This window comes from Leptolyngbya sp. PL-A3 (assembly GCF_039962325.1).
Lineage (GTDB): Bacteria > Cyanobacteriota > Cyanobacteriia > Elainellales > Elainellaceae > Vacuolonema.
In genome coordinates, this window is the sequence record NZ_JAMPLB010000034.1 from 1 (window position 1) to 24,998 (window position 24,998).

The window sequence follows — 24,998 nt, forward strand, 5'->3', positions numbered from 1 at the left end:
AAAAAGAAAGTTCCAAAACCCGAACGGCAAAAAGACAAACCTCATGTCTCCACTGCTCGATTGCTGAGTGAATCGAAATCTAAAAAAGATAAAAAAGCACCTTGAAAGGGCTGATGCAAATAAGTTATTTGGGTATTTTGGTGCTAATGATTGCTTCTCCTATACCTCCTGAAGTTTTCATGCCTTTAGCAGGGATCATGGTAGCTCGAAGCAAGCTCAACTTTATTGGTGTCGTTTCTATAGGAGTAGTAGGCTTTCTCCTAAGCACAATGCCTTGGTATTTAGTGGGTAGAAGTTTAGGGGGACAACAGTTTTTGCATCGTTTTCAGAAACAAAATAGATGGTTTAAAAAAATTCCTGCCGCAAGATTTATCAAAGTAAGTTATTGGTTTAAGGGTCATGGAAAACACACATTACTATTCGCCATATTAATAGCTCTCTACCAGAGGAGCCTTTGCGTTAGCTAGGTTGAGCGGATATAGAACGTAAGCACAGTTCTCGTAAACGTGGTGTTGTTTTAACCGCAGAAGAACTGCGAAGACTGCATGCACGACGGCAGACTGAACTTGCTGATAACTTTGCGATCGCTACACCCTGAAGGAACGAAGTTTAACCCAGATAATTGCTCTCTTAAAAGTGGCAGCGCTGACGAAACCATCAAGATATGGAACATCCAAACTGGACTGCACCAAACTTTCAAAGCAGAAAGACCTTATGAAGGAATGAATATTGCAGGGGTCAAAGGATTAGATGAAGAAGCAATCGCAACACTCATCAGACTTGGCACGAAGTCGGGCGATCGCTGATCGCATCTTTACTGATGTATACTCTCAAGAAACTTGACCTAATCTATGTAAAAGGGAGGAATTGTTTCCTAATTATCAACAGCTTCTTCCATTCATGTGTGTGCGCAGTAGTAGGTCAGGCGCTCTTGAGAAACAGGCGTTTCTTTTTAGGAGCGAATGAGGGAGAGGAGAGCGATCGCCCTCCTCTCCCTCATATATAAAAGAAACTGTAAGTTTCTTGAGAGCACATACTTTATGCACCAGATGCAGGGTGAAGACTATGCACACATGGGAATACAGAACGATTAAGTTCTTTGCTCAGGGGCCGATGGATCCCGGAAGGATCGATGACGTGGAACTGGAGAATGTATTGAATGAATTTGGAGCAAGGGGCTGGGAACTGGTAACGATTGTTTCTGGAACTCGTAGAGACGGAGAATTAATGGATTTTGTGGCAGTTCTCAAGCGAGAGGTTCTTTCGTAGGTACCGCGGCGATCGCTTCGTCAGGTTAGTGGTGTAATTCCACTCCTCACCACAGTCAGTGGTGAAGTAGTTCTCATGAATACCGATGGTCTTTTGTCAGGGTTTGTGAACTTATCTGCCAAACTGCCCCAATTTGGCAGATAATCTGTAACAATGAATACAGAAATAATTTCTTATCCTTTTCTACTCCTAGAGAGGGATGTGTTGGCACGATAGGACACACTGCTATAGTTCTGCAACTGGAACTGTGCCTTAAACCCTTGAATCCTTGTCGAAGTGAATCGCTATGGATAGTTCTTCCCCCCTTGATTGGGATGAGATGTTTGAATACTTGCCAGGCACCCTAGTGGAGCTAGTCGAGCGGCCTGGTGTGTTTTATGAAATCGAATGCTACGAGGCGATGATGGTGCCCCCTATTTGGTTAAAGGGAGATTCACGACCTCGCTATCCCCATAGTCTTCGCATCGTTTCACGTAAAACAGTGCAAGCCTGCGAACTTGAGCCCACTCTTGTTCATACAGCATCCAGTTGAAGAAGCCTCGTAATAGGAGGTGCTTTACGCCGCACCATCTCCTATTGCCAGTTATGGAAGACGTTGGCTCCCACAGCTTCTGGTGTCCTAACTAACCTATGGCCCACAATATTGTTGTGCCAAAGATGGATGCAGACTTGAAAAGTTAGCACCCAAAAGGGGTGTAAACTTTCAATTTTTGTTCAAACCCAAGTAGACAGTTACTTTGAAGGCCTTGCATTGCAAAGCCTTCAAAGTAACTGTTCAAATTCTATTCGATATGGCGCTGTGCGCGTTGATTAAGTACAGTGGTGTGGGGCATGAGGTGCTCCACACCACTGTTGTTATACTTAACGCACTTGCACGTTGCTACATGATTCTGTCGTCTTCTACCTTGCTCTCTACGCTTTAGGTATTGTGTCTTGCAAGGATGGGCGCTGATGAAGCTGATCAAACCACTGAGCCAAACGAGGGTAGGAAGACTGCCAATCTTTGCCAAATCGCAGGCTATAGTAGCCCAAACCAGAAATAGCAGCAATATCTACGGCAGTAATCTGGTCGCTGAGCAGGTGGCTCGTCGTACCTAACTGTTGCTCAAAAACGGCGATCAGCCGATCAATGTTGCCTTGGTGCAGGGCTTGTACTTGAGGATTAGCGTCACCTCCCTTGCGAGTTTCATACCAGAGAGCAACCACTTCATCAATCAGCGTATCTGCCAGTTCTTCTCCTTGACGGCAGCGCAGCCGCTCCGACCGCCCTGAGGGGTAGAAAGAGGGGGTTGGATAGCTGTCGTCCAGATATTCCACAATCAGAGTTGAGTCCCAGAAGATCAGGCCGTTGTCATCTACCAAGACGGGAATTTTCCCAATAGGGTTGAGCTGTAAGAATTCAGGTGATTTCTGCTTGATGTCGGTCTCAATCATCTCGCAGGGGAGTTGTTTTTCCGCCAGTACAATCCGCACCTTGCGGGCATAGGGCGATCGTGATGTGTAATAGAGCTTTCGAGACATCGTATTAAAAATGTGCAGCTTACAGATTAAGAAGATATAAAGCCCTTTCGCGGCTCTATCCCCGACCGGCCGCCCACACCAAGCAAAGAGCCATAACAGCTTTCTGCCAAGCCTGCCAAGTTTCACTACCTGGGACAGTTTAAAACCGTCTGACCAAGCGGGAACGTCTATTTATAAGGCAGAAGTGGGCACCAGACGATGCAATTCTACCAGTTGGGCAATACTCTCTTGTCGCCCGAAAAACTTAACAAATTAGAGTGTTCTATAGTCAGGCTCGTCGGGCACTTGTTACATTCTGAACTCCTCTTGGTCATATTTCAAACGTGTGGATGGGAGAGTGGTGAAAGGAGCATTTCGTACATCTCTCACCACTTCCCCATCCACATGTTTAGAACACCACTAACCGAGCGACCCATAGGGATGAGTTACTCAAACAACCCTTGTACCTATCTGAAGTAGGAATAGACGGTCGGATTAATCGTTATTTGATAGAGCTCCAATTTCAGGTGTATACACCGTTCTCCAGGCTTCGACGGTTCCCTGGCCGATCTCGCTGTCGATCATTTCTCCACTTTCCGTTACCAGTCGAATGCTAACAATGCCCTCTGGTGCAGCCTGCAACGCCTGGGCTAACTCATCACTGATTAGAAACGTACTGTTTTGTCCCGAAATCTGAAACACCTGCTCATTAATTCTGATAAACAATTCACTATCGTCCAGGCGATCGCAGCTTGCTTAAAGACGATCTGTTTGATATACCGCGTCCCTATTTGAGGTTATTTACAACAACTCTAATTCATTTGCATCGCCATTCTATAGGCGTAGATATTGCCACTCGTGAAATTAGTTTTCTTAACCCAGGATTTTCATAACCTGAGATTCAACCTGACTATTCTTACAGCGCTTTTCAAGCGCTTAAAATCTGGTTATTTTTGTGAGAGCCGCTCTCCGCGCAGCTCTCACAAAAATATGGTCTTGAGTGGGCAGAGCATGGTGCTGAGGTTGCCCGATGGGCGGGACCGGGAGTTCTCGATACCCTTCGACAACTGCCTTCACCCGTCTCTGTAGCCACGTACTTACGGTTGTATGTAGCACTCTATAGCCTAGTAGCCAGTTCAGGTTTTAGCTCTTACTTATTCGCTCCAAAATTACTTTATTCCATCCGAAAAATTACAGAACTTTTTTAGGTATTGATTCTATAAACTTCCAGATTCCTCTAAAAAGATTTAGTAAAAAAATAGAAAGAAACTAATTTAATGTGTAGCATTTTAACCCCGTGGAAAGGGTTGTAGGTACACAAATTATTTCTTGTTAACTTTAATAATAGCTCGTACTCCTGTCATACCCTTTCCCTTCTAAAGGGCATATTAAGAAAAGCAAGCCTTGCCAATAATCAATTGTCAAATACTTTATGTCCTTAGACCTAGTAGCCGATATCGCACTGAAGCAGGCAATCGTTGTCAATCCTTTAACCGTTTCACCGGATATTTCACTTACGGACGCGATCGCTTGCATGAGTGCAACCCGTTCGGCCTGCTCTTGGCATGAGGGTCTTGGGATACAAAACCTTTCGCAAACTAATGCCCGTGCCAGTTGTTTGCTGGTTATGGAGGAAAATCGGCTGGTTGTTTTGTTAACCGAACGAGATGTGGTACGCCTGATTACTGACGGTCACTTAGCAACCAACCCGCCCCTTGTGGAGGTAATGACTCGGCATGTGATTACGCTGCGTCAGGCTGAATTTACGGATATTTTTGCAGCATTGCATCTTTTGCAACGGAATCATATCCGTCATCTTCCGGTTCTGGATGATCAGGATCAGGTTGTTGGGTTGCTAACCCATGAAACTCTACGGCAATTGTTGCGCTCCGTAGGTTTGTTTCATTTACGAACCGTTTCAGAAGTTATGACTTCCAAGGTCATTCATGCTTCGGTAGAAGATTCAGTCTTGCAGCTTGCACAACGGATGACACAACATCGCGTGAGTTCCGTCGTGATCATTGAGAGCCAAGCCGCAGGGGCAGCAACAGTAAGTGGATTGTCTTCTCCATTACTAATGCCTGTTGGCATTGTGACGGAAAGCGATGTTGTTCAATTGCAGGTATTGAATTTGAACTTCAAACAGATTCAGGCCCAGCAAGTTATGTCTCCTGTGTTCGCTGTACGCCCCACTGATTCGCTTTGGGCTGCCCAGGAATGGATGCAACAAAAACACGTGGGTCACCTTGTGGTAAAAGGCGATCGCGGAGAGCTACTGGGAATCGTAACCCAAAGTACCTTGCTGCAAGCACTGAACCCTGTCGAAATCTATAAGTTAGTGGAGGTTTTGGAGAAAAAGGTTTCTCGGTTAGAAACCGAAAAGCTTGAACTTCTGCAAAACCACAACACAGATAATGCTCTGAAGCAACTGAATGACGAGCTAGAAGATAGAATTGCACAACGCACGATTGAGCTACGACAAAGTGAAGAACAGTTCCGACAAGTCTTTGAGCAAAGCCCCGTTGGAATTGCCATCTCTGATCTGAAAGGACACTTAACCAGCGTTAACTCCAGCCTCTCACAAATCCTGGGTTGTTACAAAACCGGTCAAACTAAAATCACTGGTTGAAGTCATACAAAGCCTCCTATAGCCTCTGGATAGTGTTCTAGACATGTGGATGGGGTGAACCAGCATCCACATATTTGCAACATGCATGAGCTATAGCCACCTCAACTTAAATGGGTTGTGTCGCTTAAATCACACAAGAGTGAGTGCTACGGCCACCTCCACCCGGATAGCTTACTGAGCTGAAGGTTAACTTACCTCCCCATTCATTGATAATGAAGAGAAAGCAAACCTTCTTATCTTCAGTCTTCCATCATGTCCGACCTGTCAACTTGGGGTACATCCCTGACCACAACTGCTCAACGACTTCTCCTGCTTGGTTCCGGCGAACTGGGCAAAGAAGTTGCAATTGAAGCCATGCGCCTGGGGTTAGAAGTTATTGCAGTCGATGCCTATGCGAACGCACCGGCCATGCAGGTAGCCCATCGAGCACATGTGATCAATATGCTAGACGGAGCACAGGTGCGGCAGATTGTTGAGCGGGAAAAACCAGGGCTGATTGTGCCTGAGGTCGAGGCGATCGCAACGGCCACTCTTGTCGAGCTGGAACAGGAAGGCTGGCGAGTTATTCCCACCGCTAAGGCGACCCAACTCACAATGAATCGGGAAGGGATCCGGCGCTTGGCTGCCGAGGAGTTAGGACTGAAAACCTCGCCTTATCGCTTTGCTGAGACAGAAGCTGAATACCGGCAGGCGATCGCAGACCTGGGTTTACCCTGTGTAGTCAAACCCGTCATGAGTTCCTCCGGCAAAGGCCAGAGTACGATCCGCACCGAGGCAGAAGTTCAACCCGCCTGGGATTATGCTCAAGCGGGGGGACGCACCAAAGGGGGGCGGGTGATTGTAGAAGGATTTGTACCCTTTGACACTGAAATTACTTTACTGACAGTTCGTTCAGCCTCCGGAACCCACTTCTGCCCCCCCATTGGGCATATTCAGGTCAGTGGCGACTACCGAGAATCCTGGCAGCCGTGCGCCCTACATCCTCAGACTCTGGAGCAATGTCAGGAGATTGCTGAGAAGATTACGACGGCCCTTGGAGGATGGGGCATCTTTGGCGTAGAACTCTTTATTCAGGGAGCAGGCGATACAACACAAACCGTTTACTTCAGTGAAGTCAGTCCCCGTCCCCACGATACAGGGATGGTGACTCTAATCAGTCAGAATATGTCTGAATTCGAGTTGCATGTGCGGGCCATCACCGGGCTTCCCATTGGCGAGATTAGCTTGATCCAACCGGGGGCATCGGCTGTGATTCTAGCTGATAGGGCAGGTGACAATCCCCGATTTACCGGAATCCGCGAGGCGTTGCAGGTACCGACCAGCAAATTGCGGCTGTTTGGCAAGCCTCGCGCCTATCGGAATCGTCGCATGGGGGTTGCTTTGGCCCTGGGTGATACTGTAGAGCAGGCCAGAGAGCGAGCGAAAGCAAGCGCTGATGCTGTCACGCTTTTAGTGGATGATGCAGAGTGAATGCGTTTGAGATAAGCGCAGCTCCTATGTAACAATACTCTGGGCAGTTTTTCTGAAACCCTTGATTTTGCGTGCGCTTCGCGCACGCAAAATCAAGGGTTTCAGAAAAACTGTCTGAACTAATGATGTAAGAAACAACTTCAGTAGATCTCAAGTCTGTTCCAAAACCCGGAGAAAAGAGGCGCTAAGCACCCTCTTCCTTCGGGTTTCAGAGCATTTTGGGTGTGCGTTGCACGGCCCAAAATGCTCGTTTTCGATCGACTCAACTCATATTGTGAAAATAGGCTCACGGTAAGGTGAGAAAGCCAACAACGAACACAACAATGCGAGTTTTAAGTTGCTCTTTATAGGACGTAACTCGCTCATGCAAATACAAAGATATTTAATTTGCACCCTCAAACGTAAAACTACTTGTCAAGGCTTCGTTAATAAAGAATCAAATAACTTTGAAATCTTTTATAGCAATCTTTACCAACCTTTAGTAACTGAAAAATTCTGAAAAACAAGCAACTTTTTAATGTTTATCTAGCTCCTTCAAGCTAAGGATCGCGATTTATTAACCTGTAATTCTTGTTGTGAGAGAGGCGGCAAAGCCGCCCCTCTCACAACAAGAATTACAGATTATTTTGTTCGTGATTCTAAATACTTACTTACAGCCCAACATTAGCAGTTTATGGACATGTATGTTTTTACAGACTCATCTTGAGCTACCGGCATAACCGATTGTTTCAAATCGCAAACCCATTGTTTCGAAACACAACGTTTATTATTTCTCCCGTCAATTATATTTCCCATCGATTATCCCAATAATTATTATGTGCTACTTGTTGGCAGTGTTTGTAATACCTCCAGTATGTCAAGAAAATCTACACCAACACCTCGTTAGGAAAATACTATGAGCAGCGGAAGTGGATGCCCATTTACGGGCCATGGTCAGAATAAGCCTCGCCATATGCCATCGAACCGAGAGTGGTGGCCGCATTATTTGAATCTGAGCATCCTCCACCAGCACACCCCACAAGCCAATCCTATGGGTGAGGAATTCAACTACGCTGAGGAGTTCAAGACTCTCGACTTAGCTGCCCTGAGGGCAGACATCTATGAGCTGATGACTACCTCTCAGGACTGGTGGCCAGCCGACTACGGTCATTACGGACCACTCTTCATCCGGATGGCTTGGCACAGTGCTGGCACTTATCGGATTGGCGACGGTCGCGGCGGTGCGGGATCGGGTAGCCAGCGGTTTGAGCCACTCAACAGTTGGCCCGACAATGCCAACCTCGACAAAGCGCGTATGTTGCTCTGGCCCATCAAGCAGAAATACGGCAAGAAAATCTCGTGGGCCGACCTCATGATCTTCGCAGGCAATTGCGCCCTTGAGTCGATGGGCTTCAAGACACTCGGCTTTGCCGGTGGGCGTGTGGACGTGTGGCAGCCCGAGGAAGACATCTACTGGGGTTCTGAGAAAGCCTGGCTTGGCAATGAACGGTATGAGGGCGATCGCGTGCTCCTGAATCCTCTCGCTGCCGTTCAGATGGGGCTGATCTACGTGAACCCAGAAGGGCCAGACGGCGAGCCTGATCCGATCGGCTCAGGCCGTGATATTCGCGAGACCTTTAGTCGAATGGCAATGAACGACGAGGAAACCGTCGCGCTCACCGCCGGTGGGCATACGTTCGGCAAGTGCCATGGTGCGGGCGAGGCGACGCACGTAGGACCTGATCCTGGGGGTGCCACCGTAATCGATCAGGGACTTGGCTGGAAAAGCACCTTCAACACGGGGGTTGGCGTCGATGCAATCACCAGCGGTATCGAAGGCGCATGGACTCCCACACCGACCCAGTGGGACAACAGCTATCTCGAAACTCTGTTCAAATATGACTGGGAACTGACCAAGAGCCCTGCTGGCGCGTGGCAATGGAAGCCGACGGGTGACGCGGGTGCGGGTACGGTGCCCGATGCCCACGATCCATCGAAACGACACGCCCCTATGATGACAACGGCGGACATGTCTATGAAGATGGATCCTATCTACAACCAGATTGCGCAGCGGTACCGCGATAATCCGGATGAGTTTGCAGAGCAGTTCGCCAAGGCGTGGTTCAAGCTGACGCACCGCGACATGGGCCCCCGCTCACGCTATCTCGGCCCAGAGGTTCCTCAAGAAGAGTTCCTGTGGCAAGATCCCATTCCCGCAGTCGACCATGAGTTGATTGATGAGCAGGACATCGCCGCCCTCAAGGAACGGATTCTTGCTTCGGGACTATCTGTCTCCCAACTGGTTTCGACCGCTTGGGCGTCGGCATCAACGTTCCGCTGCTCTGACATGCGCGGTGGAGCGAACGGGGGGCGCATTCGTCTTGCGCCACAGAAGGATTGGGAAGTCAACCAACCAGAGCAGTTGGCAACCGTGCTACAAACCCTGGAGGGAATCCAACAGGAATTCAACAACTCCCAATCTGGTGGGAAGCGGGTTTCGATCGCTGACCTGATCGTTCTGGGCGGCTGTGCAGGCATCGAGCAAGCGGCGAAGAATGCCGGTCACGACGTGACAGTCCCCTTCAAGCCAGGACGTATGGACGCGTTGCAGGAGAAAACGGATGTTGAGTCCTTCGCGGTGCTTGAACCGACTGCAGACGGCTTCCGCAACTACACCAGCGGCAGACACAGCGAATCGCTCGAAGAGCTGCTGGTTGATCGGTCGCAGTTGCTGTCTCTGTCTGCTCCTCAAATGACAGCTCTCCTGGGCGGACTGCGTGTCCTGGGTGCAAACTTTGGAGGGTCCAAGCATGGTGTCTTTACCCATCGCCCAGAGACGTTGACCAATGACTTCTTCGTGAACCTGCTCGACCTGGGCACGACATGGAAGGCGGCATCTGAAGAGGAGTATGAGTTTGAGGGGACCGATCGCAAAACCGGCGAACATAAGTGGACCGCTACCCGTGTCGACCTCATCTTCGGCTCAAACTCTCAGCTCCGAGCCCTCGCAGAAGTTTACGGAAGCGTAGACTCGCAGCAGAAATTTGTGAAAGACTTTGTGGCAGCATGGGACAAGGTAATGAACCTGGATCGCTATGACCTTCGTGCAGTCTTAGCAGCAAGCTCTGCAAGAGGTTTCTAAGCGTAACTTCAACTAATGTCGGTAATCAGCGATTGAAGCTATGCTAACCTGCGGCAATCCTGAACGTAGGTAGAAGTCAGCGACAAAAATGAGAGCGGCGTTTCAAGACAAGTTGAAACGCCGCTCTCGCTTTAGGCCCTTACTGATCATCCTGTTCCACGGATACAGAAATAAGAAAATGCCCATTACTAAATCATTAGTTCGGACAGTTTTTCTGAAACCCTTGATTTTGCGTGCACGAAGCGCACGCAAAATCAAGGGTTTCAGAAAAACTGTCCAGAGTATTGTAAATAAAACGATGAAATGGAATGTGATTTAGTTTCACATCCCATTTCATAGCTGGAAAAATACAGCGCCTTGCGCTTGAGTCAGACACGGTTGTTTTTGTGAGAGCCGCGCTCCGCGCGGCTCTCACAAAAACAACCAGGTTTTAAGCGGTTGAAAAACGCTGTATGTTAATTCAGTAATTGCAATACCCTTGAGATGCAGGGCATTGTCCTGAATGCGAGGAATATACCTGTGAATTCTTTCAATGAGTTTGGAACGCCGCCTGAAAGACAAACGTTTATTCGGCTACAGGACAGTCGTAAATTGGCATGGTCTGAGGGGGGATCTGTTAACGGTACTCCGGTTTTATGTTGCACCGGGGCTGGAATGAGCGGTTCGCTTGGGTTCGGCATCCGTCATCTACCTGCTCTCGGATTACGTCTGATAGCGATCGACCGGCCAGGTTTAGGTTAGCGGATCCTCACCCCAACAAAACTCTGTCCTCCTGGGCCGACGATGTGAGGGAGGTCATATCGAGTTAGCAGTCTCCCGGGCAGCTTCGCGCAACCGTTCCATATCTCGCATGGGTGGTGCACCAAAGTGCCGCTTGTATTCCCGATTGAAATACGAAGCATCTTCATACCCCACACGGTAAGCAGCACTGGTCGCATCAAGGTTTTGCCCCAGCATCAAACGGCGAGCCTCCTGGAGCCGTAGTTGCTTCTGGAACTGCAAAGGACTCATGGCTGTGACCGACTTGAAGTGATGATGAAAACCCGAAACACTCATGCCCAGCTCTCGTGCCATACTTTCAATCTGAAGCGGTTGGTTAAAGTCCTTCCGCAGGCGATCGACGGCTCTGGCGATGTGATGGGTGTAGCCACCCAGAACAGCAATCTGGCACAGCCGAGCACCCTGCTCTCCCGTCAGGAGCCGGTAAATGATTTCGCGCTTAATCAGGGGTGCGAGAACATGCGCTTCAGCTGGGGAATCAATTAACCTGACGAGCCGTACAACCGCGTCCAACAGGTTTGCATTTAATGAACTAACAGCGATCGCTTTGACACTGGCACCTCGTTGTGATGAGGGATAACCTGCCTCAACCATAGCTGAGCCAACGAGGGTGGAGTCGAGATCGAGACGAAGCCCCAGATACGGTTTCTCCTGGGTTGCTTCTAGAATTCGGCTGGCAATCGGCAGTTCGACCGTCCCCAGCAGATAGTGCATTGGATCGTACTGATAGCGATCGCTACCCAGCAGCACTTCCTTACTGCCCTGAGCAATCACACAAAAGGCAGGAATAGAGACACTATGCACACATTCCAAAGGGGAAGAAAAACGGTTGAGATGCAATCCTTTTAGTGGCTCAATTGTTCCATCTTGACGAATTACCTGTGCAATTCGCTCCGTCAGCTCCTCTCTGTTAGCTTGCGCTCGGTTTGCCTCGCGTTTTGTCTGTGGGCTGTTCAATTAAAATTGCTATAAGTTTGCAGGATTGTACAACGATCTTAGACGATTGTCCTATTGCTGGCCCTTGAGAGTTCCTAGAATAAAGCTAAGGCAATGAAAAACGATTCCGGCTTCTTGCAAGCGTCTGGACTTTTATTTAAGAGAACAACTCAGATTTGATTGAGCAAGCAATCTGCCGATGGCCACCGAACTGGCATCAAAGCGAATCTTGCTTCTTAAGAATTTCCATCTCCATGGATAGAGCAGATGATCAGTACTCAATCTCTACGATTGGGCTAGCGGTCTGCATGGCATCTAACGAAGGAATTTGAAGAATGGACATCAAACGAAGTGGCTCTCAAGCTTCCGGCAAAGGCCCAGACGAGTATACCGGCACGGTTCGTATTGACCCCTTGTTCGAAGCACACGAGCCAGGACGCACATTGCCATTCAGGAGGCCCTCAACGGCAAGCCTGTGGAATGGCTGGAACAGGTCAGTGACGAGCAATACCAGACACGAAATGTAAACCAATAGGAGCATCAATATCATGTACAACACGAAAGCTTATGCCGCAGCCAGTGCAACATCACCCCTGGCCTTTACCCAAATTAAGCGCCGCGATCTAACTGAACACGACGTTCAGATCGAAATCCTTTTCTGCGGCGTCTGTCACTCTGACGTCCATTCAGTCCGTGATGAGTGGAGCGACTTTATGTCCACAACCTATCCAATTGTTCCTGGACACGAGATTGTTGGGCGTGTCACTAACGTTGGCTCAGCAGTGACAAAGTACAAGTCCGGCGATCTGGCTGCAATTGGCTGCATGGTTGATTCGGATGGAACCTGCCCTCATTGCAAAGCTGGCTTTGAGCAGTTTTGCCAAAATACAATCTTCACCTACAACTCCCCAGACAAGCACAGGGCTGCTCCGGTTACTTATGGCGGCTACTCCGATAGCATTGTCGTGGATGAACGCTTTGCTGTGCGAGTCCCAGACAACCTCGATCTGGCTGGGGTTGCACCGCTCCTTTGCGCCGGAATTACAACCTATTCCCCCCTGCGGCACTGGGGTGTCACTGAGGGCAAAAAGGTCGGCGTGGTCGGTCTTGGCGGGCTGGGGCATATGGGCGTGAAGTTTGCTCATGCCTTCGGTGCTCATGTCGTTGTCTTCACCACCTCGCCTGGCAAAACGGAAGACGCACTTCGCCTGGGTGCTGATGAAGTAGTGGTTTCCCGCAATGCTGAGGAAATGCAAAAACACGCGGGCAGCTTCGATTTCATTCTCGATACTGTCTCTGCCAAGCACGACATCAACGCCTATCTCAATCTGCTCCGCCTCGACGGCAACATCACCCTGGTCGGCGCACCGGAGAAACCCCTGGATGTTGCAGCATTTAGCCTGATCATGCGTCGTCGTAGCCTCTCTGGCTCTACCATTGGCGGCATCCCGGAAACCCAGGAGATGCTCGATTTTTGCGGCAAGCACAACATTACTGCGGATGTCGAAGTTATCCCCATCCAGAAGGTCAACGAAGCTTACGATCGCCTGCTCAAATCTGATGTGAAGTACCGCTTCGTGATTGATATGGCCTCCCTGAAATCTGAATAACTGCGATGGAAGCTCAGCTAATTGGCAAGTCCGCTTTAAACTCGAAGTCGATCTGAGGTTTTTCGATCGCCAACTCGAAGAACCAAATTTTGACTGGCAGAACTCATTAAAAGGCTATCAATCCATCTACCTGGAAGTACTGGAGCAACGACGAAATTTATTGAACAAAATGAATCGCCATGCCGAGTTTAACGAAGAGTTGATCAGGAAATATCTCTTGCTGACCGACGTGGAAGAATTCAAAGTTCGGGAAATAGGCTTACAGGAATCTGACGTCGAGTAAAGAGAAATAATTGTCAAACTAAAAATGTTTACAGACTGGAAAGGTAAATCCTTCTAATAGTAAGTAAGGTTAAATGTTGATGATAAAAAGTGGCGTAGCGCAAAGCGCTACGCCACTTTTTATCATCAACATTTAACTCGACATAATATCAGCAATTCTCAGTATGAAATTAGGCCTGAAAACCGCTTGCCTTCGGCAAGCGGTTTTCAGGCTTCAAAGCCAAGATTGCGCGCCCGACGGGCGCGCAATCTTGGCTTTGAAGCTCATAATAAGAACTGCTGACATAATATAAGATAGGGGCTGTTCAGTTACAGCATCATGAAAAAAGTTCTCATCGTTACGGGGGCAGGCCGAGGCATTGGTGCAGCTACCGCCTGTCTCGCAGCTCAGCAAGGCTATGCTGTCTGCGTCAACTATCGTCACAGTCAAGAAGCCGCCCAACGTGTTGTTGAGACGATTGAAAAAAGTGGGGGACAAGCGATCGCCATCGCCGCAGATGTAGCTTCTGAATCGGAAGTCGTGGCCCTCTTTCAAGCTGTTGATAAACAATTAGGAACGGTCACAGCACTGGTCAATAATGCCGGTATTTTGGAACAGCAACAAAAAGTAGAAGCAATGGATGCAGCTCGGCTTCACCACGTTTTTGCCACCAATGTTATTGGTAGCTTTCTATGTGCAAGGGAAGCCATCAAACGGATGTCTACTAACCAGGGAGGAGGCGGAGGAGCTATCGTCAATGTCTCCTCCGTGGCTGCGCGATTGGGGTCTCCAGGCGAATATGTAGACTATGCCGCCTCAAAAGGGGCGATTGATACACTCACAATTGGGCTGGCCAAAGAAGTGGCTGACGAAGGAATTCGCGTCAATGCCGTTCGCCCAGGCTTCATTTACACCGATATTCATGCAAGCGGCGGCGAGCCGAATCGGGTAGAACGTGTTAAAATCTCGGTTCCCATGAAGCGGGGAGGGCAGGCTCTGGAGGTTGCCCATGCAATCCTATGGCTCCTATCAGATGAAGCATCTTACACAACAGGAAGCTTTATTGAAGTAGCAGGTGGCAAGTAGCAGATAAAAAAACCTGGACAGTCAACCAGAATCATTAGTTCGGACAGTTTTTCTGAAACCCTTGATTTTGCGTGCGCTTCGCGCACGCAAAATCAAGGGTTTCAGAAAAACTGTCCAGAGTATTGAGAATCAGGGGTGGATAAAATAGGAAGCCGTAACCACAGCTGGATATGGATAGTGGAGGGATGAGCGATCGCAGGGACAGCGAGGATTACACAACGGGTGCCAGAGTTTGAGAAGCGGTAGTAGGGTAGGACGAGTGCTATCTCATACCCACTCAACACCTCATCCGATGGCAATCGATTCCAAGTGTTGATGAATGACCGAAACAGCTTGCTGCACGCCGTTCTCGTTGTTAACTTTCATCCCAAGCTGAGCTGCTTTTTGCTGCATCACCGGATCGCCTGTCGCGGTTTCAATTGCCGCAGCGAGGGATTCAACGGTCAATTGCTTTCTTGATATAGGTTCTGGGCTGACCCCCAATTGGTGCAGCCGTTTGGCCCATCCAATTTGATCTGCAAAAAAGGGAACCACGACTGAAGGAAGCCCAGCGCGACAAACAGCAGCTGTCGTGCCTGCCCCCCCATGATGTACGACGGTTTTGACCCTGGAAAATAACCAACTATGGGGAACTGATTCCACCACAAAAACTTGATCTCGAAAGAGACCAGCAGTTTCTATCCTTCCAAGAGCACCCCAACCGGACAGCAGAATTGCTCGTTGCTTTGATGCCGCAACTGCATCAATCACAATGTCAGTTAATACTTCTGAATTTGCATCGGCCATACTTCCAAAGCCAATACAGATGGGTGTTTCTCCAGCCTCTAGAAACTTGACTAATGCGGTTGGAGGCTCATACTGCTCCAAGCGATCAAGGAACCACGCACCTGTCATATAAATTGAACTTCGCCAATCCCTGGGTTTAGGCATAATCGATGGGCTAACTCCGTAGAGTATGGGTAAGGGAGAGAGATAAGGGGGTTTATCACTTCTAAAGCGAGGGCCAAGCGCTGGCAGTGGTGATAAGCCCCATGCCTTTCTAACGGTGTTGATGAGGGTGTGGCTTTGCCATGCACCTGACAGTTCCACTAAGAGGTAGCTAGCATAGTTGAGCCCGCCTTTGAGCAGGTTAACTGTATCCTCACTAAAATTGAGAAAGGGAAACTGCCGGGTAGGGCTGAGGGGAACCGTTGGAGCCAAAAAGCTGGGTACCGCCAGACGTTCAGCAACATGGTAACCCCAAATTGCTAGATGATTAAAAATGAAAACCTCGGTGCCTTGAGCCGCTGCCAGGGCATCGTTCATTTGCTGTTGCAACAGGTCATCCTCAATCAGTTTGACCATTTCGCCTTGAAGAAGCTTCTGCCCCAGTTCTGAACGGAGTAAAACTTGATAGTCTCCAGCGATCGCCGCAAAATCTAAACCCAGGCCGCGCACAAAAGTTTCAAAATTAGAATTTGTGGCTACCCTAACTTGATGTCCAGCTTCCTGCAATCCTAAAGCCAGCGCGCAGTATGGGTAGAGATCTCCAGTTGAACCAATTGCTAAGACGGTAATCCTACGAGACTGAATCATATAAATCTCAATTAAGTTTAATAAGCTTTAGATAATAGCCCGGATACTCTTGTCAGGATAATCCTGGTTTGAGTAGAGCGCAAATAAGCAAAGACAACACAGATGAAGCACGATCGCCGAAGGATATACTTTCGGCTCTCAGACAACACTCTCATTTCCGAAAGACTAGTACGCTGAGGCGGAAATCCATCACCTATGTTTTTGTGTAGGGTGCGAAGCACCCTACACAAAAACATAGGTTGCGAACTTAGGCCGCAGCCTACTAGACAAACCTCATGCCATTGGGTGAGGCCATAATAGGAGGCGATCGCTACTCTAAAAAGGCTATAACAAGTGGAGGAACTGTGATGCTCTACATCTACATCCCAAATTGACCTCCAAAACGAAGATTTCATTTCTCAATTCCCTTTCAATTCTATAACTAGAGTAGGAATTGCTCAGTTAATAGCGCATTTGGTCTTTAGGAATTTAGAGCACGGATAGAACTGAGCCCTATTACGATTTGCTATGGCAAAAGTTTTTTATACCACCCTGGTAAACTCTCTCATCGCAGCACTCACCAATAACTTCGTCTGGTTTGCCGTTACCTTCTGGGTATACCTGCAAACCCGATCAGTACTAGCAACTTCGATGATGGCAGGGATATATGTTGGAACAGTCGCTATTTCTGGCTTCTTCCTTGGCTCATTAGTTGATCAGTATCGTAAGAAAACAGCGATGCTGTTATCAAGCTATGTTTCACTCATTTTATATACCTTCGCCTATATCCTTTTTGTTTCCACACCCTCGGCTATCTTTTCAAATGTATCTAGCATTGCACTCTGGATTTTTATTGTTCTGACATTAATGGGAGCGATCGCCGGAAACATTCGTACGATCGCCCTTCCTACTCTCGTTACGCTCCTGATACCTGAAGCAGAGCGTGATCAGGCGAATGGTTTGGTAGGTACAGCGAACGGTGTTTCTTTTTTGATAGCATCCATCTTTAGTGGATTGGCAATTGGGTTTCTGGGGGTGTATTGGGTGCTGGTTGGAGCGATCGCCTTATCCATTGCCGTCATCCTTCATCTCACAACCCTCCACATTCCAGAGCAGAGGACGGCACATACTGAGCATCAAACGAAAAATATTGACCTACGGGGAACTGTCCGTGCAATCCGTCTTGTCCCTGGGCTATTTGGGCTTATTTTCTTTAATTGCTTTAACAACTTCTTAGGCGGGGTCTTCATGTCCCTAATGGATGCCTATGGATTGTCACTGGTTTCAGTCCAAATCTGGGGGTTGTTGTGGGGAATCCTAAGCCTAGGCTTCATTGTCGGTGGGTTGCTTGTTGCCCGAAACGGCTTAGGGAAAAGCCCCTTGAAGACATTGTTTGTGGCTAATATTGCGATGTGGATTATTGCCGCTGGCTTCACGATCCAGGCATCTGTGGGGTTGTTGGCAGTAGGGATGTTTATGTACCTCTGTTTGATCCCTGTCGTTGAGGCAGCAGAGCAAACGATTCTACAAACTGTTATACCTCTAGAACGTCAGGGACGCGTTTTCGGCGTTGCCCAGAGTATTGAGCAAGCCGCATCACCCCTTACAGCGTTTATGATTGGGCCGATCGCCCAGTTCATTTTCATCCCCTTTATGACAACCGGTGCAGGTGCTGATCTGATCGGTGGTTGGTTTGGAACCGGAACCGATCGCGGAATAGCACTCCTATTTACCGTAACGGGATGTATTGGGCTCGTGGTTACTTTAATGGCGATGCGATCGCGCTCATACCGAAAGCTATCCATTAATTACCAGAAGCTTTACAAAAGATCGTTGTGCCTGAGTGAGAAATAGCGACGTAATCCAAACGGTACCAGCAATTCTCATTTTGAAATCAGGCCCGAAAACCGCGCGCCTTTGGCGGGCGGTTTTCGGGCATCAAAGCCAAGAGTTCACGCCCGTAGGGCGTGAACTCTTGGCTTTGATGCCTATACTGAGAATTGCTGAAATGGTACCCTCTCTGTTGGTTCAAAACCTGTTGGGATGTTAGGCTTACTTGAATTGAAAGGGGCAACATTCCAAAAAATTATTCTCTATATAAGATGAGCAGTAAAGCCATGGAATTAGCACTCGTCGTATTTGTACTACAAATTCTGCTCTTTTTCTGGTTTATTGAGACTCTTGGAAAAATTAAAGTGTATCTACGCGATATTCGCGACATTGCCCAAAGATTAGATAGAGAGCTGTAATACTGCTTTGATGTGAAGATACATAGGATAGGAGGCGTGGTGCGTATGGACTACGCCTCCCATATGGATCAAGTTCTAAGTGCTCTATCAGCAAATCCAGGTAAAATTCAATCCGTTTAAGCTTACGTTCACTCTGATGCTGAATCGTTCCAAGGGTTGAGAGAATTGTAAGCAGAATCGCAAAGTGTTGTCTCTATGCGATCGCTGCGAAATCCCCATCGATTAGCGTCACTGATAATGAAACATGATTATCGAGCGGCTTTTTGCTTTCTTTTAGCTCTTTGCGTTGCGCTATTGCTCCGATTGCCTCTCAGCGCACAAACTCAGAGTCCAGTAATACCAAATGCACCCCCATTATCTGCGCTCCGACTGAACCCACAGCAGTTAAAAGCATCCTTAGATGCAGGAAATGTTGCTGAAGCAGTTCAACAATTAGAGCAGGGATGGCGGCAACAGCTAAATGAATATTATGGCCGATACTTCAGAACTGAGCTTTTTCCTCCTGAGCAAATTGCTCAAGGTTTGAGACAAACCGCTAGTACGACAGGGCAGCGATCAGCGCTCATTTATGCGGTATCGATTCCTGAGCAACTCGAAATAATTCTGCTCCTGCCTAGCGGGCAACTTCGTCACCATCGGGTTACAGAAGCATCTGCTGAAGTTTTGACCACCACGACTCGCAATTTACGGATGGGACTGGTCAATATCAATACGTCTACGAGTGAGTATTTACCCCCAGCACAGCAGTTGTATCGATGGATTATCGAGCCCCTAAAGCCTGTGTTAGAGGAACAGGGGATTACGAATTTGATCTTCTGTTTGGGCGGGAAGCTACGCAGTGTGCCCATGGCCGCGTTGCATGATGGTCAGCAGTTCCTCATCGAGCAATACAGTATTGGCATTATTCCAGCGTTTAACTTACTCGATCGCCGCCCCTCACAGCTCTCTGAGGCGCAAGTTTTAGCAATGGGTGCATCAGAGTTTCAAAACCAGGAACCCCTTCCTGCTGTCCCTGTAGAGCTGGCAGCTATCCGTCAGTTGTGGCCGGGTGAAGTTCGCTTGAATCAGCAGTTTACGGTGGAGAATTTGAGACAGCAGCGATCGCGCCAACCCTTTAGTCTGATTCACTTAGCAACCCATGCCGATTTTGCACCTGGCTCGGTTCAAAATTCCTACATTCAGTTTTGGGATCGCCGCCTCTGGCTAGACCAGCTTCGGGACATGAACTTACAGGCTCCTCCTGTAGAATTGCTGGTACTGAGTGCCTGTCGTACCGCTTTGGGAGATACGAATGCCGAGCTAGGGTTTGCTGGATTAGCCGTACAATCGGGAGCCAAAGCCGCACTGGCAAGTCTATGGAAAGTCTCCGACAGCGGAACAGTGGCGCTCATGACAGGATTTTATCAGAACCTAAAAACGGCTCCAACGAAAGGAGAAGCCTTACGCCAAACTCAACTCGCCTTGCTTCAGGGCCGTCTCAATTTAGATAATCCTGTAATTCAGCAAGTCCTACGAAATGTTCCACATCCGTCTGAAGTGGTAGATATGGCAACCACTCGCTTGTCCCATCCTTACTACTGGTCAGGGTTTACAATGATCGGAAACCCATGGTAGACCGCTGGCATCCGGTCTTTCGCTATCGCTTGTCGTTAGAGAGGCACTGGAATTCCACGCTATGCAGGCTCGGCAAGACGTTATGGATCAATTCACAACGTTCCTACAGTTCGCGGGCGATCGCGCCGAAGGATGGGCTGTAGACGGACGCTTGCGCCGTAGTATGCAGATGCGAATGGCTGAGTTAGACCATCAAACCAGTTCTGAAGCGTTTTGGGCTGTTTACTGGCATCACCAATGGTTGGCAACAGAAACGACATCCTCACAACAGCTTTCCCTGGCTCACTTGAGTGCTTATCTCCAAGAGGTTGGGTACTGGGCCGCTCAACGGGTTGCCCAGACTGGCAACCCCCTATTTGATGGCTTCCAGATAGCCCTGGAAAAACTTCCAAAGGTTTTACGAGCCTGTGACCCAAATCATCACGTTAGTTTGAAACCCTATAGCCGAATTGCCTTTGAGAATATTATTCGAGATTCGTTGCGACAACAGCAGACCGTTAATCTGTGTAATGATTGGGCCTTGTTGTTGCGGGTAAGCCGCAAGCGGATACAGGAAGCGTTGCAGCAGGTGGGATTGTCTGCGGAGACGATCGCCCGCTACGTCCTGGCCTGCCAGAGCTACGAGGCGGGCTATCAACTGCTACGCTCGGCGAACCGTCAGCGCATTCAACGACCTGATGCGGAAGACTGGGAAACCCTGGTTCAGTGCTACAACCAGCGCCGATCGCCACAAGACCCTACCATCGATGCGGCTACGATGGAAACCTGGTTGCTTTATTGTGCAAAACAAGTTCGAACTTATTTGTACCCTACATTTCTGTCGTTGAATGCTCCTCGATCTGAAGATGAAAGTGACTGGCAGAGTGAGCTACCTGCCCAGCAAGAGCCACCTCTAACGATGCTGATGGAACAGGAAGACACGCGTGTTCGACAGGAGCAGCGATCGCAGCTTAACGAAATCCTCTCCGCAGCACTAGGACAGCTTGATTCACAATCCCAACATCTTCTTCAAACGTATTATCAGCAGCAGTTAACGCAACAGCAGATTGCTCAACAATTAGATTTGCCCCAATACACCGTATCGCGCCGCCTATCAAAGGCAAGGGAAAAACTGCTGATCGCGGTAGTGCGCTGGAGTCAATCGACCCTGCATATCGAGCCCAGTTCGACCGTAATGAACAGTATCAGCGCTCTACTGGAGGACTGGCTGTATCACCATCTTCCTACGGCTGATTCTCCAACCGTTCCAACTCATCGCTGACCGAGTTCAGGAGTCGATTCATGGTCTTTTTGTATGCCTCACCGACCGAAATTGTTTTACAGATAGAGGCAGCTATCCGGGCACAGGCTGATCGCCAGAGCCGGCAATTACGCCATCCCGATGGGCGGTGGAATGCCTACCTCAACAGTATGTGTATCCGAACTGTGTTGTTCTGGCTCCAGACGGACTATTCCCTCTCGGCGCGGGTTTGGTTGGCGAATGAGTTGCCGGAGTTATGGGGGGCTGTGAATGGTACGGCGATCGCCCTGAACCATAAGCGATTTGTCTTCATTCCGAGCAAGCAAATTGATACCGAGGAATTAATTGTGCCGCAGGAGTGGGTTGACCTGGCTGAATGGGCTGGCGATTACTTTGTGGCTGTACAAATCGATCCCGAAGGCGAGTGGTTGCGCCTCTGGGGATATACAACGCATGCTCAGCTTAAAACAAAAGGTGAATACCAGGCGGGCGATCGCTCCTACGTTCTGGATGCGACTCAATTGGTTCGAGATGTCACAGCACTCTGGGTTATCCACCAACTGAATCCCACTGAATCCACTCAGGCATCACTATTGCCTGCCCCGGCCCATGCTCCACCGCAAATTCAATCCCTTCTCCAGCTCTCTGATCTTCTTCCACCCCGGCTGACGCTTCCCTATACTCAATGGAGTGAACTGCTTTGCCACGGTGAAACGCGACAGCAGTTGTACCAGCAATGGCGGACATCGGAGGCGCGATCGCTCCTTCCTTCAAGCGTTAAACTCGTGAACTGGCTGCAACATCGCTTTGAGGAAGGATGGGAAGCCCTAGAAAACTTAATCCAGACTCAACCTCAGTTAGCCTATAGCCTGCGCGATCGCACCGACAGCGATGGGGCTGTGCGACGGGCGCGTTCGATTGCATTAGGAGACGGTCACCATGTGATCTTGATGGTGATCTTGGCAGAGGTAGAGCGATCGTCCCAAATCCGAGTACGCCTTTATCCGGGCGATCGCCCCCTACCCGCCAATCTTTCCCTGGCATTACTCACCGATGTAGGCGAAGTGGTGCAATGGGTGCAGGCCCGCGAAGATGCAGACTTCATTCAACTCAAACGGTTTGTGTGTCCGGCAGGTAAACCTTTTTGGATTCAGGTCGCACTGGATGAACCGCTCTTTTTGGAGTCATTTGTGGGATAAGGCCATGATGTATTGGGTGACGCTGAACTTAGGTAAAGGAAGTCTTGCACAGGGCTTTAGCAGCGTTACCGTGCAGATCTGGCAACCCAAACAGTTAACGCCAATCCAACGAATTGGCGCATTACCCCCAGCACCTGATCTTGAGGCAAGCCATCATCGCTGGCGGCAATTTTATCTCACACTTTATACAGGAATGGGGTGGCGAAAATCCTTACTCAAGCATGAGGTTAGAACACCCATCAGAAATGATTGGAGTGATGATTTTGAGATTATTGAGGAGGATATCACCGTCATATCTCGCTCAGAGTTTTTAACGCTCTGTGAAAAATTGAAGGAACAGTTTAACCAATGGCTACATAACGATCTCTTCCGATTAGTCGATCAATTACTGCGCACCCAACTCCATCCAGACGACCATATTCGCCTCATTGTAACGGCTGAGACGGATGAAGCCTTAGGATTACCCTGGCACCTGTGGGAGTTTTTAGATGATTATCCTTTGGCTGAATTGGCTTTGAGTCCGGCTAATTATGGGCGATCGCCCTCCACTTCCACCGCATCCCTACCCGCCAAAGTACGAATTCTTGCCATTTTGGGCGATCGCCAGGGCATTGATACGGATGCCGACCAGCAATTCCTTCAACAACTGCCCCACAGCGAGATTACATTTTTAGTGGAACCTGATCAGGCAACGGTCAGTGAACAACTCTGGAAGGGCCATTGGGACATCCTATTTTTTGCAGGGCATAGTTCTAGCCAGGATCAGGGTTACATCCGAATTAACCCAAATGCGCGTTTGTCTATTGAGCAAATTAAATATGGCCTACAAACCGCGATCCGTCATGGCTTGAAACTCGCCATTTTTAACTCTTGCGATGGATTAAGCCTGGCTCATGACCTGGCGGAATTACACCTGCCCCATATTATTGTCATGCGTGAATCGGTGCCCGATCGCATTGCCCAGGAATTTCTCAAATCGTTTCTGGCAGCTTTTTCGGGGGGACGATCGCTGCATGCTTCAGTACGTCAAGCTCGTGAGCGTTTACAGTCCTGGGCAGATGAATTTCCCTGCGCGACCTGGTTACCTGTAATTTGTCAAAATCCGGCAGAGGAGTCTCCCTTTTGGCAGGATTGGTATCGCGATCGCCAATTTTCTCCACGCTTGCCTCAACCCCGTGAACGGGCTGCAATTGGATTCAGTAGTCTGTTGGCCGTGGGGGCGATCGCCGCCATTCGCTGGCTCGGCCTTCTGCAACCCCTGGAGTTAGCCGCCTTCGACCAATTCCTGCAACGACGCCCTGCTGAATTACCAGATTCACGGTTGTTAATCGTCAACGTAACCGAAGATGACATTCGAGCAGAAGGCCAAGCTATCCGTCAGGGTTCCCTTTCCGATCGCACCCTCAGCCGCCTATTGCAAAGGATTGAGCAAGCTCAACCCCAGGTTATTGGGTTGGATATTTATCATGATTTTGCAGCCGGTCCTGAGTTAGCTTCACAGCTTAAATCCCAACGGCTCGTCGCCATTTGCAAACGGCCTGATACCCAGGATGACCCCTCAGGTGTCCTGCCACCACCAGAGGTTGAACCGGCTCAATTGGGGTTTAGTGACGTTGTACAGGATGACGATGGAGTGATTCGTCGCCACTTATTATTTACCAGCCCCAATTCTGCTTCGGTTTGCGTTACTCCCTATGCATTAAGTGTGCAATTAGCATTTCGCTATCTTCATGCCCAGGGAATTTCGCCTCAGTTTACCCCCGACTCTGCACTGCAACTGGGTGATGTGACCTTTCATGCCTTGCGATCCCGATCTGGAGGTTACCAATCTCTCGATGCACGAGGTAGCCAAATCCTACTCAATTATCGAGCTGCACCCACATTATCTGAAGTCGCTCAGCAGGTTACAGTGGGGCAGATTCTCAAAGGAGAAGTGCCAGTTGACACAATAAAAGATCGCATTGTACTGATTGGTGTTGCAACATCCAGCACGGGCGATCGCTGGATGACCCCTTACGGTCGAGCCTTTGGAGCCCGTCCTCCCGGTGTTGTATTACAGGCCCAAATGACAAGTCAGCTTCTGAGTGCTGTGCTGAATGGACGTCCTCTATTGCAGGTATGGCATCCTCTCGTTGAGCTGATCTGGATTAGTGCATGGGCTGGACTGGGTGGAGTTTTAGCATGGGGTATGTCTAGATGGCAAAGGAGAGCGATCGCCTGTGCTATAGTCATAAACCTTACGATCTGTTATCTATTGTTGTTACAGGGTCTTTGGATTCCTTGTATTCCAGCGATTGCGACTCTTCTACTTAGTTTTCTACTCTATCGCTTAAACCTTTCTCGTTTCCATTCATCTTCAAATTTGTAGGTGCAGGTTCATCATTCACGTTCATAAGAGGAGCGCTATACCATGAAATATTATTCTCGTTTTTCAACCTATATCTTTCATATTCTTGTTCAATGTTCGTTGTGCATCTTT

The 24,998-nt window shown here is 48.8% G+C and carries 19 protein-coding genes and 1 pseudogene; 15 read left to right on the top strand and 5 right to left on the bottom strand.

Annotated elements, in window-relative coordinates; genetic code table 11:
- Positions 1 to 545 precede the first annotated feature (545 nt).
- The 3 genes from NDI52_RS22015 to NDI52_RS22025 all read left to right on the top strand — a co-directional run bounded on the left by NDI52_RS22015 (position 546) and on the right by NDI52_RS22025 (position 1,801).
- A complete protein-coding gene (locus NDI52_RS22015; RefSeq protein ID WP_190775027.1) occupies positions 546 to 806 on the top strand; it encodes a hypothetical protein in 261 nt (86 codons plus the stop codon).
- A 259-nt stretch (positions 807 to 1,065) separates the two neighbouring features.
- On the top strand, positions 1,066 to 1,269 hold the full coding sequence (locus tag NDI52_RS22020) for a DUF4177 domain-containing protein (RefSeq protein ID WP_190775028.1): 204 nt from the start codon (positions 1,066 to 1,068) through the stop codon (positions 1,267 to 1,269).
- A 286-nt stretch (positions 1,270 to 1,555) separates the two neighbouring features.
- Positions 1,556 to 1,801 carry a hypothetical protein gene (locus NDI52_RS22025; RefSeq protein ID WP_190775029.1) on the top strand — a complete coding sequence of 82 codons (246 nt, stop codon included), beginning with the start codon at positions 1,556 to 1,558 and terminating at the stop codon, positions 1,799 to 1,801.
- A 380-nt stretch (positions 1,802 to 2,181) separates the two neighbouring features.
- Here NDI52_RS22025 and NDI52_RS22030 read toward each other — a convergent pair whose 3' ends face one another.
- Together NDI52_RS22030 and NDI52_RS22035 are read right to left on the bottom strand one after the other, a co-directional pair.
- Positions 2,182 to 2,790, bottom strand: a complete 609-nt coding sequence (locus tag NDI52_RS22030) for a glutathione S-transferase family protein (protein ID WP_190775030.1) — start codon at positions 2,788 to 2,790, stop codon at positions 2,182 to 2,184.
- Between the two features lie 474 nt (positions 2,791 to 3,264).
- Positions 3,265 to 3,495 carry a hypothetical protein gene (locus NDI52_RS22035; protein ID WP_190775031.1) on the bottom strand — a complete coding sequence of 77 codons (231 nt, stop codon included), beginning with the start codon at positions 3,493 to 3,495 and terminating at the stop codon, positions 3,265 to 3,267.
- Positions 3,496 to 4,201: 706 nt separating this feature from the next.
- Here NDI52_RS22035 and NDI52_RS22040 point away from each other — a divergent pair.
- The 4 genes from NDI52_RS22040 (at position 4,202) to NDI52_RS22055 (ending at position 10,730) form a co-directional block, all read left to right on the top strand.
- Positions 4,202 to 5,398 carry a CBS domain-containing protein gene (locus tag NDI52_RS22040; RefSeq protein WP_190775032.1) on the top strand — a complete coding sequence of 399 codons (1,197 nt, stop codon included), beginning with the start codon at positions 4,202 to 4,204 and terminating at the stop codon, positions 5,396 to 5,398.
- 252 nt (positions 5,399 to 5,650) lie between these two features.
- Entirely contained in the window at positions 5,651 to 6,868 is a 1,218-nt protein-coding gene (gene purT, locus NDI52_RS22045) for a formate-dependent phosphoribosylglycinamide formyltransferase (RefSeq protein WP_190775033.1), read from the top strand.
- An 895-nt stretch (positions 6,869 to 7,763) separates the two neighbouring features.
- A complete protein-coding gene (gene katG, locus NDI52_RS22050) occupies positions 7,764 to 9,989 on the top strand; it encodes a catalase/peroxidase HPI (protein WP_190789198.1) in 2,226 nt (741 codons plus the stop codon).
- A 519-nt stretch (positions 9,990 to 10,508) separates the two neighbouring features.
- Positions 10,509 to 10,730: a hypothetical protein gene (locus tag NDI52_RS22055; protein WP_190775035.1), complete on the top strand. Its 222-nt coding sequence runs from the start codon at positions 10,509 to 10,511 to the stop codon at positions 10,728 to 10,730.
- Positions 10,731 to 10,784: 54 nt separating this feature from the next.
- Here NDI52_RS22055 and NDI52_RS22060 read toward each other — a convergent pair whose 3' ends face one another.
- Positions 10,785 to 11,726, bottom strand: coding sequence for an AraC family transcriptional regulator (locus tag NDI52_RS22060; protein WP_190775036.1), 942 nt, complete (start codon positions 11,724 to 11,726; stop codon positions 10,785 to 10,787).
- Positions 11,727 to 12,040: 314 nt separating this feature from the next.
- Here NDI52_RS22060 and NDI52_RS22065 point away from each other — a divergent pair.
- The 3 genes and pseudogenes from NDI52_RS22065 (at position 12,041) to NDI52_RS22075 (ending at position 14,663) form a co-directional block, all read left to right on the top strand.
- A pseudogene (locus NDI52_RS22065) lies at positions 12,041 to 12,240 on the top strand (hypothetical protein).
- 13 nt (positions 12,241 to 12,253) lie between these two features.
- Positions 12,254 to 13,315, top strand: coding sequence for an NAD(P)-dependent alcohol dehydrogenase (locus NDI52_RS22070; protein ID WP_190775037.1), 1,062 nt, complete (start codon positions 12,254 to 12,256; stop codon positions 13,313 to 13,315).
- A 601-nt stretch (positions 13,316 to 13,916) separates the two neighbouring features.
- The gene (locus tag NDI52_RS22075; protein ID WP_190775038.1) at positions 13,917 to 14,663 is read left to right on the top strand and encodes an SDR family oxidoreductase; all 747 of its coding nucleotides are present in this window, start codon (positions 13,917 to 13,919) and stop codon (positions 14,661 to 14,663) included.
- Positions 14,664 to 14,764: 101 nt separating this feature from the next.
- On the opposite strand, the gene NDI52_RS22080 is transcribed toward NDI52_RS22075, so the two are convergent.
- Both NDI52_RS22080 and NDI52_RS22085 read right to left on the bottom strand, forming a co-directional pair.
- Entirely contained in the window at positions 14,765 to 14,962 is a 198-nt protein-coding gene (locus NDI52_RS22080) for a hypothetical protein (RefSeq protein WP_348250404.1), read from the bottom strand.
- Positions 14,949 to 16,238, bottom strand: coding sequence for a glycosyltransferase (locus NDI52_RS22085; RefSeq protein ID WP_190775039.1), 1,290 nt, complete (start codon positions 16,236 to 16,238; stop codon positions 14,949 to 14,951). Before NDI52_RS22085 ends, NDI52_RS22080 begins: the two co-directional genes overlap by 14 nt.
- A gap of 507 nt (positions 16,239 to 16,745) precedes the next feature.
- On the opposite strand from NDI52_RS22085, the gene NDI52_RS22090 reads away from it, so the two are divergent.
- From NDI52_RS22090 to NDI52_RS22110, 5 genes are all read left to right on the top strand, one after another.
- Entirely contained in the window at positions 16,746 to 18,071 is a 1,326-nt protein-coding gene (locus tag NDI52_RS22090) for an MFS transporter (RefSeq protein ID WP_190775040.1), read from the top strand.
- A 590-nt stretch (positions 18,072 to 18,661) separates the two neighbouring features.
- Entirely contained in the window at positions 18,662 to 20,080 is a 1,419-nt protein-coding gene (locus NDI52_RS22095; protein ID WP_348256520.1) for a CHAT domain-containing protein, read from the top strand.
- 61 nt (positions 20,081 to 20,141) lie between these two features.
- Entirely contained in the window at positions 20,142 to 21,341 is a 1,200-nt protein-coding gene (locus NDI52_RS22100) for a sigma-70 family RNA polymerase sigma factor (protein WP_190775042.1), read from the top strand.
- 20 nt (positions 21,342 to 21,361) lie between these two features.
- Positions 21,362 to 22,519 carry a DUF1822 family protein gene (locus tag NDI52_RS22105; protein WP_190775043.1) on the top strand — a complete coding sequence of 386 codons (1,158 nt, stop codon included), beginning with the start codon at positions 21,362 to 21,364 and terminating at the stop codon, positions 22,517 to 22,519.
- Entirely contained in the window at positions 22,485 to 24,887 is a 2,403-nt protein-coding gene (locus tag NDI52_RS22110; RefSeq protein WP_242035592.1) for a CHASE2 domain-containing protein, read from the top strand. The genes NDI52_RS22105 and NDI52_RS22110 overlap by 35 nt, the downstream gene beginning before the upstream one ends.
- Positions 24,888 to 24,998 lie beyond the last annotated feature (111 nt).